Raw genomic sequence first — 16,223 nt, 5'->3', positions numbered from 1 at the left:
AAAAGAGCATCTGACACCGTGACCGGAGTTGGCCTTCAAGCCGATGCATCCCACCATGCAGGTTCTTGCCGAAGCTTCCTCCGTACGCGTTTCAGCCGTCTACACCCCAGAGTTCCGGCGTCCGTTTAAAATACTCAGTCAGCATCTCGGTGAGCACCCGTACTTTGCGAGCGGGATGCTGGCTCGGTGGGCGGACGACATAGACGGCGCCCGGAGGGACCGGATAGCGCGTCATGATGGGAACCAGCGCGCCGGAGGCCAGATATGCATGTGTGATGCAGTCGGGAAGCCAGGCGATGCCGAGACCTGCAGCCGCCGCTGCGGCAAGCGCCGTGGCGCTGTCAGCCTTGAACTTGCCCTGCGGCTGAACCGTGACGATCCTGTCGCCATCCATGAACTGCCAGGCTTCCGTTCCCTGCATCAAAGCCTGATGATTGACGAGCTGCTCGACAATGTCAGGGGAACCGTGCGCTTTGATATAAGCGGGGCTGGCGACAAGCTTGCCATGGATCGGCCCGACGCGCTTCGCGATCAGGTTCGAGTCCTGAAGATAGGCACCCCGAATCGCGCAATCAAAACCCTCAGCGATGAGATCGACGAAACGATCGCTATAGGAGGTGTGGATGTGAAGCTGCGGGTGCTGATGCGCCATTTCCGCAAGCACGGGGGCGAAGTGCGTTGGGCCGAAAGTAAGTGGCATTGCGATCCTCAAACGGCCGTGCAGCTCGCCGGCGGGGAGAATCGTTTCCCGGGCTGTATCGATCTCGGCGCTGGCCCGAGCGGCATGGTCCCTGAAGGTGATCCCCGCCTCCGTGAGCGCGGCACCGCGCGTTGTCCGAGCGAGAAGCTGGACGCCAAGCTCCGCTTCTATCCGAAAGAGCCGACGGCTGACGATTGACTTGGAGATGCCGAGCCGGCGCGCTGCGGCCGAGACGCCACCGGCGTCGGCTACTGCGACAAATGTCCGTAGATCTTCGATGTCCATTCCAGCGTTCCTCGTTTCGCGACACAGTTTGCCAGATTGTGGCACTATCTCACCGCCAAAAGGAACAGCAAATTGCTTCCAGGCAACGCCGCCCGCTGGCGCGTGTCTCTCTCGAACCCATCGCCGTCCATGGCGGCAGAGAAAGGAAGTCTTGATGACCCTTCGTAACGGCCTCGATTCTCTTCTTCGTCCCGAAGATTCGGTCCTCGTTCTGATCGACCATCAGCCCTACCAGCTCGCAAATCTCAACAGCCACGATCCGCACATGGTGGTCAACAACACGACCGCGCTGGCGAAGCTGGCAAAAGCCTTCGACGTTCCGACCATTCTCACCAGCGTGATCGCGGCGCGTGGTGGACTTCTCTTCAAGCATATCACCGACGTATTTCCGGATCAGGACGTCATTGATCGCACCTGGGTGAACACCTGGCAGGACGAGAATGTGGTGAACGCCGTCAAGGAGACCCGCCGCAAGCAGCTGATCATCGCCGGCCTTTGGACCGAGGTTTGCGTCGCAATGCCTGTGATCCAGGCCGCCGGCGAAGGCTGGGACGTGACCGTGATCACCGACGCGTCGGGCGGAATTTCGAAGGAATCTCATGAAGTTGCCATCCAGCGAATGATCACGGCCGGCGCGAATGTCATGACCGTAATGGGACTCGCCGGCGAATGGCAACGTGATTGGGCACGCACGGAGCATGTCGAGGCGCTGACCGAGATTCTCATCCAGCACTTCGGCGGCAGCGGCATCGCCTATCTTTGGGAGCAGCAGCTTCTCAACACGACAGTGGCTGGCTGATCCCAGCCAGTATGGCAAAAATTTCGGTGAGGACCGGAACCGTCATTATCGGCCCTTACCGCCTTCATGCCGCACGCCCCCAGGCAAGGGGTGATGGACCAAGGCAATCATGAAAGCAGCCGCCTAAATCAACCCGGTCCCCCGGATACCCTTATAGCCTAACCCAGGTTACTGCCGCGGCTTAACGCCGGGAAAGCAATCGAGCCATCGCGTGATGCGGGGAAGGCTTGCCACTTTCCGGTCCGCTATCTCTTTCCAGCCGTGCGCGGATGTCCTCGATTTCCTCTTCGGTGAGATGCTCGATCCCGATGAAATCACTCCGCGCTTCCTCCACCGCCCGCAACAATTCGTCCAGCTTTGCTTCCATCGCCGCAGAATCCCGGTTCTGTGAGTTCTGCACGAGAAAAATCATGAGAAAGGTAACGATGGTCGTACCGGTATTGATGACCAGTTGCCAGACCTCCGAAAACCCGAATAACGGTCCGCTGATCCCCCAGACGAGGACAGTGCCAAGCGCCACGACGAAAGCAGTCGGAGAGCCGGAAAAGGACGCTATGCCGGTTGCGAAGCGAGTGAAGACCTTGTTCATGACACACCGTATCCCCTCAGCCCGGATACCGATCAAAAGCTTTTTTAGAACGCTAATGCACTAACAAAGAAAAAGAATGATGGTTCCGAATGGACCTTATGCTGCGTCGGAGACACCCACGTTGCTCCAGACAGATACCTCAGCCATTTCCACATCATGCCAGACAAAACCCTCTCCGATCACCTGTGTGCGTGGGACTGCGATTTCCTCTTTCTGGAATCAAAATACTAGTATAATAGTTATCCAAAAGTCAGACGGAGGAATGACATGAACAGGATTGATCTCGACGGACAGGCGGCGGTGGTGACCGGCGGTGCACAGGGAATTGGCCTTGCCATCGCAAGGCGGCTTATTGAATCCGGCGCGAAAGTCAGCCTTTGGGATATGAGCGAGACGGCGATTGAGCAGGCCTGCGGCGTGCTTGGAGAGGGCGCCAGCGGCAAGGTTGTTGATGTCACCGATTTTGCCGGCCTCGCCCGCGTTCACGCCGAGGTCGAAGCCGAGACCGGACCGGTGTCGATCCTCGTCAATTCCGCCGGAATTGCGGGCAGCAATGCGACCCTTGAGGATTATGACATCGAGGAATGGCGGCGCGTCGTCGAGATTAATCTGAACGGCACCTTTTATGTCAACAAGACCGTGATCCCCTCCATGAAGGCCAGGAATTATGGCAGGATCGTCAATATCTCCTCGGTTGCCGGCAAAGAGGGCAATCCCAAGCTCTCAGCCTATTCCGCAGCCAAGGCGGGCGTGATCGGCTTGACCAAATCACTCGGCAAGGAACTCGCGGCACACGATATTGCCGTTAACGCGATCACGCCGGCGACGGCGCGCACACGGATCCTCGAAACTCTGACACCGGAATTTATCGATTACATGCTGACACGTATTCCGCGTGGCCGTTTTCTGGAAGTCGAAGAGGCTGCGGCAATGGTCGCATGGCTGGTGAGCCGTGAAAACAGCTTCACTACCGCCTCGGTTTTCGACCTTTCCGGTGGCCGGACGACCTATTGAGGAGCGTTCGATGCCGCGCATGGGATTTTGCCTTAACCTCAGGCCCGGTACGGTCGAGGAATATAAAAGGTTGCACGCCAATGTGTGGCCGGAGGTGCTCGACGCCATCGCCCGCGCCAATATCACCAATTATTCGATTTTTCTGAAAGAGCCGGAAAACCTGCTCTTCGGCTACTGGGAATATACGGGAGATGATTTCTCCGCCGATATGGCGGAGATGGCCAAGGGCGAGCGGATGCGGCAATGGTGGGCAATCTGCGAACCCCTGCAATTGCCCTTCCCGACGCGCCGGCCGGAAGAATGGTGGGCGCAGATGACCGAAGTCTTCCACATGCAGTGACTGCGCCTGTCGTCCTCTTCAAACGCGTTTCAAATGCCGGCCAATCCGCTGGCTTCGATACTGCCGAGCAGTTTCAGCGTATTGCTGAGCGACGTCTCCAGATGCTCCTTGATCGCCCTTTCGGCCGCTTCCAAGTCATGCGCCTCCAAAGCGTCAACAATGGCGCCGTGCTGCTCGATCGTCGTTTCACCGGCTCCCGGCGAAGGCAGCGACAGAAGGCGGCAGCGATCCATCTGTGCCTTGGTAATGTCCACCACACGCCACAGCATGGAATAACCATTGACCTCGGCAATGACCCTGTGAAAAGCGTCATCGTGATCGATCGCATCCTCGAAGCGGCTTCTTTTGACCGCAAGGGCGTGGAGATCGATAATGTCGCGCAGGCGCTGCACTCCATCCGCCGTGATGGTTTGCGCCGCATGGCGAACGCTTTCCCGCTCCAGCGCGATGCGGATGATATAGGCTTCCTGCACCTGCCTGCGGCTGATGCGGGTCACGAAGGTTCCAGCCTGGGCGCGGACATCGATCAGCCCTTCATCTTCAACACGTTTGACGGCCTCGCGCACCGGCGTCCGCGACGTCCCGAGACGCTCGGCGATCTCTATTTCATTGACCGGCGAACCGGGCGCGAGCCTGCCGGTTACGATGGCGCGGCGAACGAGCTGATAGATCTGGTCGCGAAGCGGCATGTTCCGCGTGATGGTCACGCCATTGAGAAACCCGGTCAAATCGGATTTGTCCTGCAAGGAATGGCCCGCATTCGCCTCTTGTTTTGACACGTCCGTCGTCTCCCATCAAAAACCGGACTCACCGGTAAAAAATTCTTTAGCCGGTTTCACGCCCGCAACCAACCTCTCCCATGATTTCCAAGCAGGTCGTTCATGAAAGAGGCAAATAATGGGGGCCGTCGATTTTCGCCACTACCCTCGGTCCCGCGCAGTTCGGTTACGATTGCTGGCGTTGATGATCCTCACGTCTCCATCAAAACCGGCATCGGCGCCAGCAGGCCCTTTTCCTGTAAGGCCTGCCACAATTCTTCCGGTATGTTCGTCTCGAACCATCCGACCGATTGCAGCAGCTTATCGGGACGTTTGGCTCCCACCAGGACCGAAGCGACCGCGGGATGAAACAGCGGGAACTGCACCGCCGCAGCTCCCAGCGGCATGTCAAAGGCGGCGCAGATCCGCGCCAGCTCCTCCGTGCGCCGTACGATCTCGGCGGGCGCATCCTTGTAATTGAACTTGGCGTTAGAAGCCGTGCCCGTGGCAAGAATGCCGGAATTGAATACGCCACCAATGACGATGGCCGTGCCCTGCCGATGGGCGCGGTCCAGCAACGGCACCGCATCCTGTTCCAGCAGGCTGTGCCGGCCGGCCAGCAGGCAGCAATCGAGATGAACCTCATCCATGGCGGCGGCGATCGCCTCTGCCTCGTTGACCCCCAGCCCGAAACCGCCGATCAGGCCGGCCTCACGCAACTCGCCGAGTGCCCTGAAGCCGCCCGACGTCAATTGCCGCCAGAGCGCGGCATTTCTTTCACCATGAATGAGGACGCCGATGTCATGTATGAAGAGAATATCCAGCCTGTTGGTGCCCATGCGCTGCTGGCTGTCGTCGAAGCTGCGCATGATGCCGTCATAGCTGTAATTAAAGGTCTCGCGAAACGGTAGCCCGTTTTGCCAGCCCGGATCCAACGGGTTTTTCGGCGGCTCCGGCGGCAGGCGGTGACCCGGACGGTCATTGCTGAAAAGCCTGCCGACCTTGGTGCTGACGACGGCTTCATGGCACTGCGGTTCTTCGCGCAAAAACTGCCCGAGCAGATGCTCCGCCCGGGTAAGACCGTACATCGGCGCCACGTCGAAATAACGGATGCCGCTATCCCATGCCGCCTGAAGCGTCGCCAGCGCATCGGCGGCGCTCACCGGCGTATAAAGCCCGCCAAGCGACGCGCAGCCCATGCTGAGCGCCGTTACCGACAGATTTGTAGTTCCCAGACGTCTTTTATCTCCTGCCCGCATCGCAATCTCCCGTGCATTCGCCGACAATTACACTAATATAATGATCGATCAAGATTGTTGGGTGGTACTTCATTAAGAACGGTTCCAGCAAGCCCCCGGACGGATTGAGCCGTCCTCAGGCGCAAATTTCGCTCTCATGGTTTCGCACATTTTGAGATGCGGAGCCCAACTTCCATTTGCCTGAAGTGCTCGCAATCAAACCCTCTTCAAGTCCCTTGACCACGATGCATTATACTAGTATTCCAATATACAGCAAACAACGAATTTCTGGCTTCCGCCTGTTTCACGCAGAGAAATCATGGCTCGCTACATCAAACTGACTGAAACCGATAACATCATCGTCGCCGTCGAACCGATCGCGCCGGGTGAGAGCGTGGCAGAGGTTGCTGCGCGCGAGCGTATTCCGCGCGGTCACAAAATGGCCCTGCAGGCGATCGCAAACGGGACGCCGATCGTCAAATATGGCCAGATTATCGGCTTTTCCACGCAGGACATCGAGCCGGGGCAATGGGTCCACGAACATAACGTGACGATGCAGAGCTTCGAACGCGGTTATGCGAGTGGCGAGGAAGCAAGGCCGACGCGCTATGTCGAGCCGGAGAAACGCCGCAGCTTCAACGGTTTCAGACGCCCCAGCGGACGCTTCGGCACCCGTAATTACATCGCCGTTCTCACCTCGGTGAACTGTTCCGCCACCGCCTCGCGCTTTATCGCCGATGAGATCAACCGCTCCGGCATTCTCGACCAGTTCCCGAATGTGGACGGTGTCATATCGCTCGTCCACGGCACCGGATGCGGATTGGATATCCATGGCGAGGCCTACGAATTGCTGAAGCGCACCCAATGGGGCGTGGCACAGAACCCCAACGTCGGCGGCGTGCTGATGGTGGGGCTGGGTTGCGAGGCGTTTCAGATCCCGCGCTGGATGGATGCTTACGGATTAAGGGAAAGCGAGACCTTTCGCACGCTTACCATTCAGGAACTTGGTGGCACGCGCAAAACGGTGGAGGCCGGCGTCGTGGCCATCCGCGAGATGCTGCCGGTGGTCAATAAGGCCATTCGTGTCCCCGCCCCCGCTTCGGAACTGATGCTGGCATTGCAATGCGGCGGCTCGGACGGTTATTCCGGCATCACGGCCAATCCGGCGCTCGGTATTGCCGCCGATATATTGATCGCCGAAGGCGGAACCGCGATCCTCTCGGAAACCCCGGAAATATACGGCGCGGAGCATCTTTTGATCCGCCGGGCGGAACGACCGGAGGTCGGCGAGAAGCTGGCCGAACGCATCCGCTGGTGGGAGAACTATACCCGGCGGCACGACATGGAGATGAACAACAACCCTTCCCCCGGCAACAAGGCGGGCGGCCTGACGACCATTCTCGAAAAATCGCTGGGAGCGGCGATGAAGGGCGGCTCGACCAATCTGACGGCAGTATTCAACTACGCCGAACCGGTGGACGCCAGGGGGCTGGTCTTCATGGATACGCCCGGTTACGACCCCGTTTCAGCCACGGGCCAGGTGGCGGGTGGCGCCAATATTCTCTGTTTCACCACCGGGCGGGGCTCGGCGTTTGGTTGCAAGCCCACCCCTTCAATCAAGCTCGCTTCCAATTCCTACATCTTTGAGAAAATGGGAGAAGATATGGACATCAATTGTGGTGACGTACTTGACGGCACGACGCTGCAGCAGAAGGGCGAAGAAATCTTCACGAGAATCCTAGCCGTCGCCTCCGGCGAGCGCACAAAATCCGAGCTTCTGGGGTATGGCGACAATGAATTCGTCCCATGGTCCATCGGCGCGACGATGTAAGCGACCGGCCCGAGGTTTCGGAAAACGCCTGAGCCAAAGGCCTGGCAACAAGGAAAGACGCAAGGGGCATTCGCTTGCCACAACTATTATATTAATGTAACAAAACTTTGAATGCTCTGGGAGGAGAATATGACGGCAACGGCGAGTGCGCTGCGCATGCGGGGGATCAGCAAGATATTTCCCGGTGTAAAAGCGCTGTCCAACGTCAATTTCACAGTCGAATACGGTCGCATCCACGCCGTCGTCGGTGAAAACGGCGCTGGTAAATCGACGCTGATGAAAATCCTGAGCGGCAGCTATGCTCCCACCACCGGTACGACGGAAATCGCGGGCGTGGAGGTGCAGATGCGCCGGCCGGCCGACGCCCAGAAACTCGGCATCCGCATGGTGCATCAGGAGCTGAACCTCGTTCCGGACCTTACCGTTGCGGAAAATATCTATCTCGGCCGCATGCCGCGCCGCCGCTTCCTGGTCGACAGGCAGGCCATGCTGCGCAAGGCGGCTGCGGTTTTGAAAGAACTGGAAGCGGCGATCGACCCGAAGGCGCGGCTCGGTGATCTGCCGATCAGCCAGCAGCAGCTCGTCGAGATTGCCAAATCCTATTCCGCCGATCCGCGTATCATCGTCCTTGACGAGCCGACGTCCAGCCTGAGCGAGCATGAGACCGCGGCGCTGTTTTCCATCCTTCGCAAGATGAAAAGCCAGGGCATCGCCATCATCTATATCAGCCATCGGTTGAAAGAAGTGCTTGATATCGCTGATGACGTGACCATCCTGCGCGATGGCAGCATGATCGACACCCGACCGGCCGCCGGCATCACCGCCGCCGAAATGATCCGCCTCATGGTCGGCCGCGAAGTTGCCAATGTCTTTCCCAAAACACCATCGAAGATCGGCCTGGTGGCGTTCAAGGTCACGGGACTGAGCGACGGCGAAAAATTCCATGACATCGGTTTCGATGTCCGATCGGGCGAAATCCTTGGGCTAACTGGTCTGGTGGGCGCCGGCCGCACCGAGGTCGCCCAGGCGATTTTCGGCCTTGCGCCGCTGGCTGCGGGCAGGATCGAGATAAACGGCAAGGCCGTTACGATTGGTTCACCGGCAGCGGCCGTCAAGGCGGGGGTCGCCTATGTTCCCGAAGATCGGAAAGGCGATGGCATCGTGCCGTCCATGAGCGTGCGCGAAAACATCAGCCTGCCGGTGCTGCGACGTCTGAGCCGTCTCGGGCGCATCGGCATGAGCGGGGATCGGGAACTGGCGGCGAAATATACGCGCGATTTTTCCATCGTCCCGCCCGATCCGGAGCGGCGCATCAACCTGCTTTCGGGTGGCAATCAGCAGAAGGCTATCATTTCGCGCTGGCTGGCGGCGGGACCGAAGGTGTTGATCCTCGATGAACCGACACGCGGCGTCGATGTCGGCGCGAAGGCGGAAATCCACCGCATCATCGGCGAACTCGTGGCCGGTGGCATGGCGGTGGTGATGATCTCGTCGGAACTGCCTGAGGTGATGGGGGTCTGCGACCGGGTGGTGGTCATGCGCGATGGACGCGCCTCCTCTCCGATTGCACGCGGAGACTTGACGGAAGAGCGCATCATGGCGCTTGCAACAGGGGAAGAACCAGCGTGAGCGACATCACCGCAACCACCGAAAAGCACAATGTCGCCCCGCGCTTTCATCGCGGCGGGCGGCTGGCGGGCCTGTTCGCCAAAGGCGGCCTTCTGCTGGCCATTCTTCTCGTGATCCTATACGGCTCGTTTTCAAGCCCGGTCTTCTTCACGACAGGCAATTTCATCAATATCCTGACATCCATGGCCATTGTCGGCATCGTGGTCGTCGGCATGACCTTCGTCCTCGTCACCGGCGGGCTCGCCGACCTGTCGGTGCCGGCAACCATCGCCTGCGGCGCGATCCTGTCTCTGGCGTTGCAGCCGGAGATCGGCGCGGTTCCGGCCTTTCTGGTCGCTATCGCACTCGCCGGCGCCTGCGGTCTCATCAATGGATTGCTGATTGGTTATATCGGCGTCAATCCGATCATCGCCACCCTTGGCCTCGGCACCATCATTCTCGGCATCGTGCAGGCGGCGGTCGGCGGCGTGATCGTTTATGGGACTGATCCGGCCATCGCCGCCTTCGTCAAAAGCCGCATTCTCGGCATTCCGCTGGTCGTGCTGGTGTTTCTCGCCGTCGCGGTGGCAGGCCATTTCGTCCTGTCGAGTACCGTCTGGGGCCGATGGACACTCGCCACCGGCGGCAATTACCGGGCGGCGCGGGCCAGCACCGTGCCGGTCCGGGCAGTCAAGGCCGGCGCTTTCGTCATCACCGGGCTGGCATCCGGCCTCAGCGGTGGCCTGCTCGGCCTCACCCTGCAAAGCGCACGTCCACTGGTCGGAACGGGGTATGAATTCAGCGCCATCACCGCCGTCGTGGTTGGTGGCATCTCGATCATGGGCGGCTTCGGCTCGGTGCCGCGCGCCATCGCCGGCCTCGTCCTCGTCCAGCTCTTGACCAATGTCATGGTGCTGCAGGGTGTTCCCACCCCGATCCAGGGTTTCGTCCTCGGGCTGCTCATCGCCTTTGCGGTCGCCCTCGACGTCGCGCTTCGCCGGAGGGCCGTGGCATGAATGAATTATTGTCTGCACTGTCGCGCTATCGCGTGACGATCATATTGGGAGCGACGCTGGTCATTGCCGCGCTGACCGTGCCCGGCTTTGTCAGTCTCACCACCGCAAGCCTCGGTCTCGATCGCGGCGCGTCGATCGGCATCGTCGCCATCGGCCTGACGGTGCTGCTCATCGCCGGGCAGATCGATCTTTCCGTCGGCGCGGTCTTTGCGCTCTCCGGCATCGTGGCTATTTCGCTGCAGGCTGAGCTCGGCATATGGCCGGCGGCAGCGCTCGGGGTGCTGACCGGTATCGCCGCAGGTGTCTTCAACGGCATTCTTACCGTTGTCTTCAAGATCAATGCGCTGGTAGCGACGCTTGCCAGCATGCTGATCTTCCGGTCGCTGGCGCATTGGATCACCGGCAGCCAGCCGGTGTCCGGCACCGACATTACCTTCGCCGTCACCCTGTCGCAGGTCTATGCGGAAATTTTCACGGCCCGCAGCGCCCTGTTTATGGCCGGCATCGTGATGCTCGATTTCTGGCTGCGGCGCACCGTTTCAGGCCGCAACCTCTTCGCAGTCGGATCGAACCCCGTCGCCGCCGAGGCGAGCGGCATATCATCGGGCAGAACCCTGTTCCTCGGTTTCGTTTTCGCGGGCGCGCTCTCCGGCCTGGCAGGCGTTTTCGAAAGCCTGACGACCAATACGGGTTCGCCCGTCTTCGGTGCGGAAATCACCGTCGTCATCATTGCCGCCGTCGTAGTGGGAGGCACCCGGCTGGAAGGCGGCCGCGGGTCGGCACTGGGCACGCTCGGCGGTGTTCTCACGATTGCGGCACTGACCACGGCGATGGAGTTCCAGTCCGTGCCGGCCTACGTCCAGCAGATCGTCAACGGACTGATCCTGATCCTGCTGGTCGTGCTTGACCGTACCGTGCGCGCAAGACCGCGTCCGGCAATACCGATACTGAAATCCCTTTAACCAGACATGTCACTTAAGGAGGAGTTTGTGATCATGAATAAAAAGACCCTGTTTGCTGGTGTGGCGGCGCTTATCGCCTCGGCCGGCTTCGCCGAGGCCAAGACGGTATGTTACGTCACGGCCGCCGATTCCCACGCCTATGTCACGCCGGCCAACAAGGCCATCGATGTGCGGGCCAAGGAACTCGGCGTTGAGGTTCTCAGCCTCAGCCAGAATTTCGATGTCCAGACCGGCGTGCAGCAGATCAACACCTGCATTGCCCGCAAGGCGGCCGGCATCATTTTATGGCCGCTTGATCCGCAAGCCTATATTCCCGGCCTAGCCAAGGCCAAGGCGGCCGGCATTCCCGTCAATCTCATCAATTCGCCGATGAATGATGCGGCCAAACCCTTTGTTACCTCCTTCACCGGCCCGGATGTCTATTCCGAAGGTGAAATGGCGGCCGAGGCGCTTCAGAAGGCGCTGGATGGCAAGGGTTCCATCGTCATCATCGCCGGCCAAGCCGGTAACGGCACCACCATCGGCCGCGTCGACGGCTTCAACGCCAAGCTGAAGGCGCTCGGCAGCAAGATCGAAGTTCTCGATACGGTCAATGCGGATTTCGACCAGCAGAAGGCGCTAGTCGCCAGCCGCGACCTAATCACCCGTTTCGGCGACAAGATCGCCGGCGTCTACGCCAATGACGACACCATGGCACGCGGCTTCATCGACGCGTGGAAAGAAGCAAAATCCGGCAAGGCGACACCGCCGATCGTCGGCATCAACGGCCAGAAAGACGCCTTCGAATCGATCAGGAACGGTGAAATGTACGCCACAATCGTACAATCCCCGATCGAGGACGGCCTCCTGGCAATCAACGCCATGGCAGATGTCCTGAACGGCAAGAAAATCGACGCCCGTCTGCCCATTCCGCTGACGGTTGTGACGAAGGCGAATGTGGAAAAGGAAAAACCCGCCTTCTGAATGATGCAACACGGACAAAAGCGGGCGTCACGCGCCAGCATGTAAAGCAGGCCGCGCAACTATCTGGGTTGCGCGGCTTATTCCATCGTCATCGGCAGAAAACGGCTCCGCGGCCTTCAGGCTTCAGCATGTTCGCGAACATCATCCAGAAGAAAGTGCACCATCACATAGGACGTCGTGTGTTTCTGGCCGCTATCGGACACGTTCTCGACACTGCCACCATCGGAGGGGTGCCATTTCTGGTAATGAGGGTTGTTGGCGATCAGCGTAATCGCCTTACCCGTAAACCTTCCGTTCAACCGATAGCGAACCTCTGCGAGAGGCCAGATTTTCTCAAAATCCTGCTGGCTGATACGGGCTTTCAGGGCCCTTCTGGATATCGCTTTGCCGGGCGAACCATCGTCATGTGCTACCGGTGGAATATGAAGGTCTACCTCTTCCGCATCATCAAGCAGAAAGGCAAATTCGTCTGGCCACATCCGTCTCACGTATCGCTCCTCCCAAAGCTTACCATCTTACAGCATGACCATGATAGCGCCTCTGCCGTGAGAGGCAATGGCGGATATGACCCCGCACCCGCCGGCATTCGCCCCGTGCTCCAATTTGGTCTTCGCCCTAAGGGGTGAGACAGCATGCATCCGTGAGCACTAGGCCGAAAGCTCCCTGCGGATGATGTCCGCTCCTGCAACCAAAGCATTCAGCTTGCCTCTTGCGACCTGACGCGACAGGGGGGCCATGCCGCAATTGGTGCAGGGATAAAGCTTGTCGGCATCTACAAACCGAAGCGCTTTTCGCAGTGTATCCGCGACTTCCTCGGGAGTCTCGATTGCACTGGTTGCCACGTCAATGGCACCAACCATCACTTTCTTACCCCGAATGAGCTCGATGAGATCCATCGGAACACGGGAGTTGTGGCATTCCAGCGAGATCAGATCGATATTGGACTTCTGCAGTTTGGGGAAAGCTTCCTCATATTGCCGCCACTCCGACCCGAGAGTCTTTTTCCAGTCCGTATTGGCCTTGATGCCGTAACCATAGCAAATATGCACGGCAGTCTCGCACTTGAGCCCTTCGATTGCCTTCTCGAGCGTGGCAACGCCCCAATCATTCACTTCGTTAAAAAAGACATTGAATGCGGGCTCGTCGAACTGAATGATGTCGACACCAGCAGCCTCCAGTTCCCTGGCTTCCTGATTGAGGATCTTGGCAAATTCCCAGGCCAGTTTTTCGCGACTTTTATAGTGGCTATCATAAAGCGTATCGATCATGGTCATGGGACCTGGCAGGGCCCATTTGATGGGCTGCCTGGTTTGCTGACGCAAGAATTTGGCGTCTTCAACAAAAACCGGCTTTTCGCGAGACACTGCGCCAACGACCGTCGGCACGCTGGCATCGTAGCGATTACGAATTCTGACGGTCTCACGTTTTTCAAAATCAACGCCGCTGAGGTGCTCGATAAACGTCGTGACAAAATGTTGGCGCGTCTGCTCGCCGTCACTGACAATATCGATGCCTGCCTGTTGCTGGTCGTTCAGGGACAAACGCAGGGCATCTCGTTTGCCCTCAATCAATTCCTCATCCTGCAATTTCCAGGGTGACCAGAGTTTTTCAGGTTGTGCAAGCCAAGAGGGTTTTGGCAGGCTGCCGGCGGTTGACGTGGGCAACAGTGTTTTCATGATAGGTTACCTTGTGTTTTGGTCGTCAACGAGCGCAATCGGTAGACCATCGCTGGAGAATGGTCCTGTATGGTGTGATGAAATGTTGCTCCGCAAACCTGCCCTGCTCGATGGCTAGCCGGCTACGTTCTTCCCGATCATAGACAATTCGAGTGAGTGAATAATCCTGGTGGTTCAGGTCCGGCCGATAGCGTGCGCCCGCCGCAGAATTGGCGTTATAAATCTCGGGCCGATAGATCTTTTGAAAAGTCTCCATCGTGCTGACGGTGCTGGTGAGCTCGAGATTGGTGTAGTCGCCAAGCAAGTCACTGACAAAATAAAAAGCCAATGGCGCAACGCCATTCGGAGGCATGAAATAGCGGACCTGCAGCCCCATTTTTTTGAAATACTGGTCGGTCGAAGAGAACTCATTCTGCCGGTATTCGACACCCAGTACAGGATGCTGATTGTCAGTTCGGTGATAGGTTTTGCTGCTTGATGCACTCAGGCATATGACTGGCGGCTTGTTGAAATTCTCTTTGTAAGCAGCCGAGTTCAGGAAACACTTGAACAGGTTTCCGTGCAGATCGCCAAATTTGTCTGGCGTGCTGAATTGGGGCCGGTCCCTGTTGTGCTCCGGCAGCAAGACGCTGAAGTCGTAATCGCGGACATAGGAAGAAAAATTATTGCCGACAATGCCATCAATGCGCTCGTTGGTTTTTCGATCAACGATGTTCGTTTTCAGGATTTCAATCAGCGGAAAAGCATCATTCCTGCCTTCAGCACCAATATTCATTTCGACGGATATGATTTCGAGCTCGACAGAATAGCGGTCGCCTTCAGGGTTATCCCAATGCGCCAGTGTGTTGAAACGATTGTCAATCATCCTCAGGGCATTGCGCAGGTTCTCCTGACGGTTCTCTCCCCTAGCCAGATTGGCGAAGTTGGTCGTAACACGCGTGTTTTCTGAAGGATAATAATCCTCATTAAAAGTAACTCTCTTAATATCAAAATTAAAATCTCTACTCATCGCGATCCGACGTCCTTGTCTCCCGATATAAACCTGAAGTTTTTGACTTATGCTTCAGGATATATGAAACATTATTTTCAATTATCTCCAGCCTGCAACATTCCTGCTGCTCATACTTGAGACTGTGCGTGATATATGCCTGAGACATTGATCGAGTAAAAATGGTTTTATCTCATTGAAGCATGAGCCACGTTCATGATTTGGCGTAGCGCCGGACTAAAGATCCTCTGCTGCGAACCCCTCAACGCTTCCATGACATTCCGGTGATAGATGCCTTGACCAGTTCAACGACATGCGACATTGGTTAGCCATCGTGGTTCTGCGGACGAAGGTCCGGAGCTAAGAGGGAATTCGGTGAGGGCTTTAATCACAGCCTGAATCCGAAGCTGCCCCCGCAACTGTAAGCGACGAGCGAAAGTCCATCATGTCACTGAGGCCGGCCTCGGGAAGACGGACCAAAGCTATGACCCGCAAGCCAGGAGACCTGCCGCGATAGATAACGTCCGCGGGCGGGGTGTCCCGGAGTGCCGCTTTCGCGATAGGTATTCCCGTGCCTTTGCCTCTGCGTCATGTCCCGCCCTGCCGCAACCTGAGGCAGAGCCGATGACAGAGATCGCAACGATAGAAAAGCCTGCTCAGCACGGCGCGACAACCCGTCTCATCGATATCGTCTTTCCCGGAGATACCAACCATCACGGCACTCTCTTCGCGGGGACCGGCCTTGCCCTTATGGATCGCGTCGCCTTCATCGCGGCGACCCGCTTCGGACGGACACCCTTCGTGACCGCTTCCTGCGAACGTATCGACTTCAGACAACCCGCACGCATCGGGCATATCGTCGAATTCACGGCGAGACCCGTGAAGGCTGGACGCCGTTCCCTGACGGTCGAGGTGGAAATGGTGGCGGAAACCATTATCGGCCGCCAGCGACACACCTGTACGCGGGGCATCTTCCATATGGTGGCCATACCGGAAGGTGAGGACGCCGCGAGCTATGTCCTGCCCGAACTCCTCACTGAAGAGACACCTGATCCAAGCGATGCCGTCACCATGGTCGAGATCGTCTTTCCGGATCAGGCAAACAGCGTCGGCCGGATGTTCGGGGGCGAAGCTATTGCCTATATGACCAAAGCCGCTTTTGTTGCAGCGTCGCGCTACTGCGGCAAGCTGGTGGTGCTGGCCTCATCTGAGCGCATCGATTTTGCAAGGGCAATCGAGATCGGCGAAATTGTCGAGGCGCAGGCACACGTCGAACGCGTGGGCCGCAGCTCCATGTCGATCCAGACAAAACTCTGGTCCGAAAATCTTCTGACAGGCGAGAGACACATCACGGCCACTGGACACTTCACTATGGTGGCGGTCGACAAGGACCACCGGCCGGCTCCCATTCGCGACCCGGCCGAAGTCGTTTCCCTAGACAAGGGAGGAGCATAGC

The 16,223-nt window shown here is 58.1% G+C and carries 16 protein-coding genes and 1 riboswitch; of the genes, 9 read left to right on the top strand and 7 right to left on the bottom strand.

Annotated features, from left to right (window positions below; genetic code table 11):
• Positions 1-91: 91 nt before the first annotated feature.
• Positions 92-985 carry a LysR family transcriptional regulator gene (locus GSF67_RS19520; RefSeq protein WP_006313406.1) on the bottom strand — a complete coding sequence of 298 codons (894 nt, stop codon included), beginning with the start codon at positions 983-985 and terminating at the stop codon, positions 92-94.
• Positions 986-1,139: 154 nt separating this feature from the next.
• On the opposite strand from GSF67_RS19520, the gene GSF67_RS19515 reads away from it, so the two are divergent.
• Complete coding sequence (locus GSF67_RS19515; protein ID WP_006313405.1) at positions 1,140-1,784, top strand: hydrolase; 645 nt, start codon at positions 1,140-1,142, stop codon at positions 1,782-1,784.
• A gap of 181 nt (positions 1,785-1,965) precedes the next feature.
• Here the strand turns inward: GSF67_RS19515 and GSF67_RS19510 are convergent, their stop codons facing one another.
• Positions 1,966-2,373 carry a low affinity iron permease family protein gene (locus GSF67_RS19510; protein WP_006313404.1) on the bottom strand — a complete coding sequence of 136 codons (408 nt, stop codon included), beginning with the start codon at positions 2,371-2,373 and terminating at the stop codon, positions 1,966-1,968.
• Positions 2,374-2,640: 267 nt separating this feature from the next.
• Here GSF67_RS19510 and GSF67_RS19505 point away from each other — a divergent pair, with 267 nt between their 5' ends.
• Positions 2,641-3,387: an SDR family NAD(P)-dependent oxidoreductase gene (locus GSF67_RS19505; RefSeq protein ID WP_006313403.1), complete on the top strand. Its 747-nt coding sequence runs from the start codon at positions 2,641-2,643 to the stop codon at positions 3,385-3,387.
• A 10-nt stretch (positions 3,388-3,397) separates the two neighbouring features.
• Entirely contained in the window at positions 3,398-3,727 is a 330-nt protein-coding gene (locus GSF67_RS19500) for an L-rhamnose mutarotase (protein ID WP_006313402.1), read from the top strand.
• A 29-nt stretch (positions 3,728-3,756) separates the two neighbouring features.
• Here the strand turns inward: GSF67_RS19500 and GSF67_RS19495 are convergent, their stop codons facing one another.
• A complete protein-coding gene (locus GSF67_RS19495; protein WP_006313401.1) occupies positions 3,757-4,506 on the bottom strand; it encodes a GntR family transcriptional regulator in 750 nt (249 codons plus the stop codon).
• 191 nt (positions 4,507-4,697) lie between these two features.
• Complete coding sequence (locus GSF67_RS19490) at positions 4,698-5,750, bottom strand: aldo/keto reductase (protein ID WP_035215556.1); 1,053 nt, start codon at positions 5,748-5,750, stop codon at positions 4,698-4,700.
• A gap of 292 nt (positions 5,751-6,042) precedes the next feature.
• On the opposite strand from GSF67_RS19490, the gene GSF67_RS19485 reads away from it, so the two are divergent.
• The 5 genes from GSF67_RS19485 to GSF67_RS19465 all read left to right on the top strand — a co-directional run bounded on the left by GSF67_RS19485 (position 6,043) and on the right by GSF67_RS19465 (position 12,103).
• Positions 6,043-7,554: a UxaA family hydrolase gene (locus GSF67_RS19485; RefSeq protein ID WP_006313397.1), complete on the top strand. Its 1,512-nt coding sequence runs from the start codon at positions 6,043-6,045 to the stop codon at positions 7,552-7,554.
• Positions 7,555-7,683: 129 nt separating this feature from the next.
• Positions 7,684-9,183, top strand: a complete 1,500-nt coding sequence (locus GSF67_RS19480) for a sugar ABC transporter ATP-binding protein (RefSeq protein ID WP_176072068.1) — start codon at positions 7,684-7,686, stop codon at positions 9,181-9,183.
• The gene (locus GSF67_RS19475) at positions 9,180-10,178 is read left to right on the top strand and encodes an ABC transporter permease (protein WP_006313394.1); all 999 of its coding nucleotides are present in this window, start codon (positions 9,180-9,182) and stop codon (positions 10,176-10,178) included. Before GSF67_RS19480 ends, GSF67_RS19475 begins: the two co-directional genes overlap by 4 nt.
• Positions 10,175-11,140: an ABC transporter permease gene (locus GSF67_RS19470; RefSeq protein ID WP_006313393.1), complete on the top strand. Its 966-nt coding sequence runs from the start codon at positions 10,175-10,177 to the stop codon at positions 11,138-11,140. The genes GSF67_RS19475 and GSF67_RS19470 overlap by 4 nt, the downstream gene beginning before the upstream one ends.
• A 33-nt stretch (positions 11,141-11,173) precedes the next feature.
• Positions 11,174-12,103: a sugar ABC transporter substrate-binding protein gene (locus GSF67_RS19465; RefSeq protein WP_035215553.1), complete on the top strand. Its 930-nt coding sequence runs from the start codon at positions 11,174-11,176 to the stop codon at positions 12,101-12,103.
• Positions 12,104-12,219: 116 nt separating this feature from the next.
• Here the strand turns inward: GSF67_RS19465 and GSF67_RS19460 are convergent, their stop codons facing one another.
• The 3 genes from GSF67_RS19460 to GSF67_RS19450 form a co-directional block, all read right to left on the bottom strand.
• The gene (locus GSF67_RS19460; RefSeq protein WP_006313389.1) at positions 12,220-12,582 is read right to left on the bottom strand and encodes a hypothetical protein; all 363 of its coding nucleotides are present in this window, start codon (positions 12,580-12,582) and stop codon (positions 12,220-12,222) included.
• A 168-nt stretch (positions 12,583-12,750) separates the two neighbouring features.
• On the bottom strand, positions 12,751-13,779 hold the full coding sequence (locus tag GSF67_RS19455) for a methionine synthase (protein WP_035215531.1): 1,029 nt from the start codon (positions 13,777-13,779) through the stop codon (positions 12,751-12,753).
• Positions 13,780-13,804: 25 nt separating this feature from the next.
• The gene (locus tag GSF67_RS19450; RefSeq protein WP_006313385.1) at positions 13,805-14,788 is read right to left on the bottom strand and encodes a DUF1852 domain-containing protein; all 984 of its coding nucleotides are present in this window, start codon (positions 14,786-14,788) and stop codon (positions 13,805-13,807) included.
• A gap of 297 nt (positions 14,789-15,085) precedes the next feature.
• Positions 15,086-15,295, top strand: a riboswitch (cobalamin riboswitch).
• Between the two features lie 96 nt (positions 15,296-15,391).
• Here GSF67_RS19450 and GSF67_RS19445 point away from each other — a divergent pair.
• Positions 15,392-16,222 (top strand): acyl-CoA thioesterase, encoded by an 831-nt coding sequence (locus tag GSF67_RS19445; protein ID WP_006313383.1) that lies wholly within the window; start codon positions 15,392-15,394, stop codon positions 16,220-16,222.
• Position 16,223 lies beyond the last annotated feature (1 nt).

It is taken from the genome of Agrobacterium sp. CGMCC 11546 (genome assembly GCF_013365515.1).
GTDB classification, from domain to species: Bacteria; Pseudomonadota; Alphaproteobacteria; order Rhizobiales; family Rhizobiaceae; genus Agrobacterium; species Agrobacterium fabrum.
This window is presented reverse-complemented; position numbering and strand designations above follow the sequence as displayed.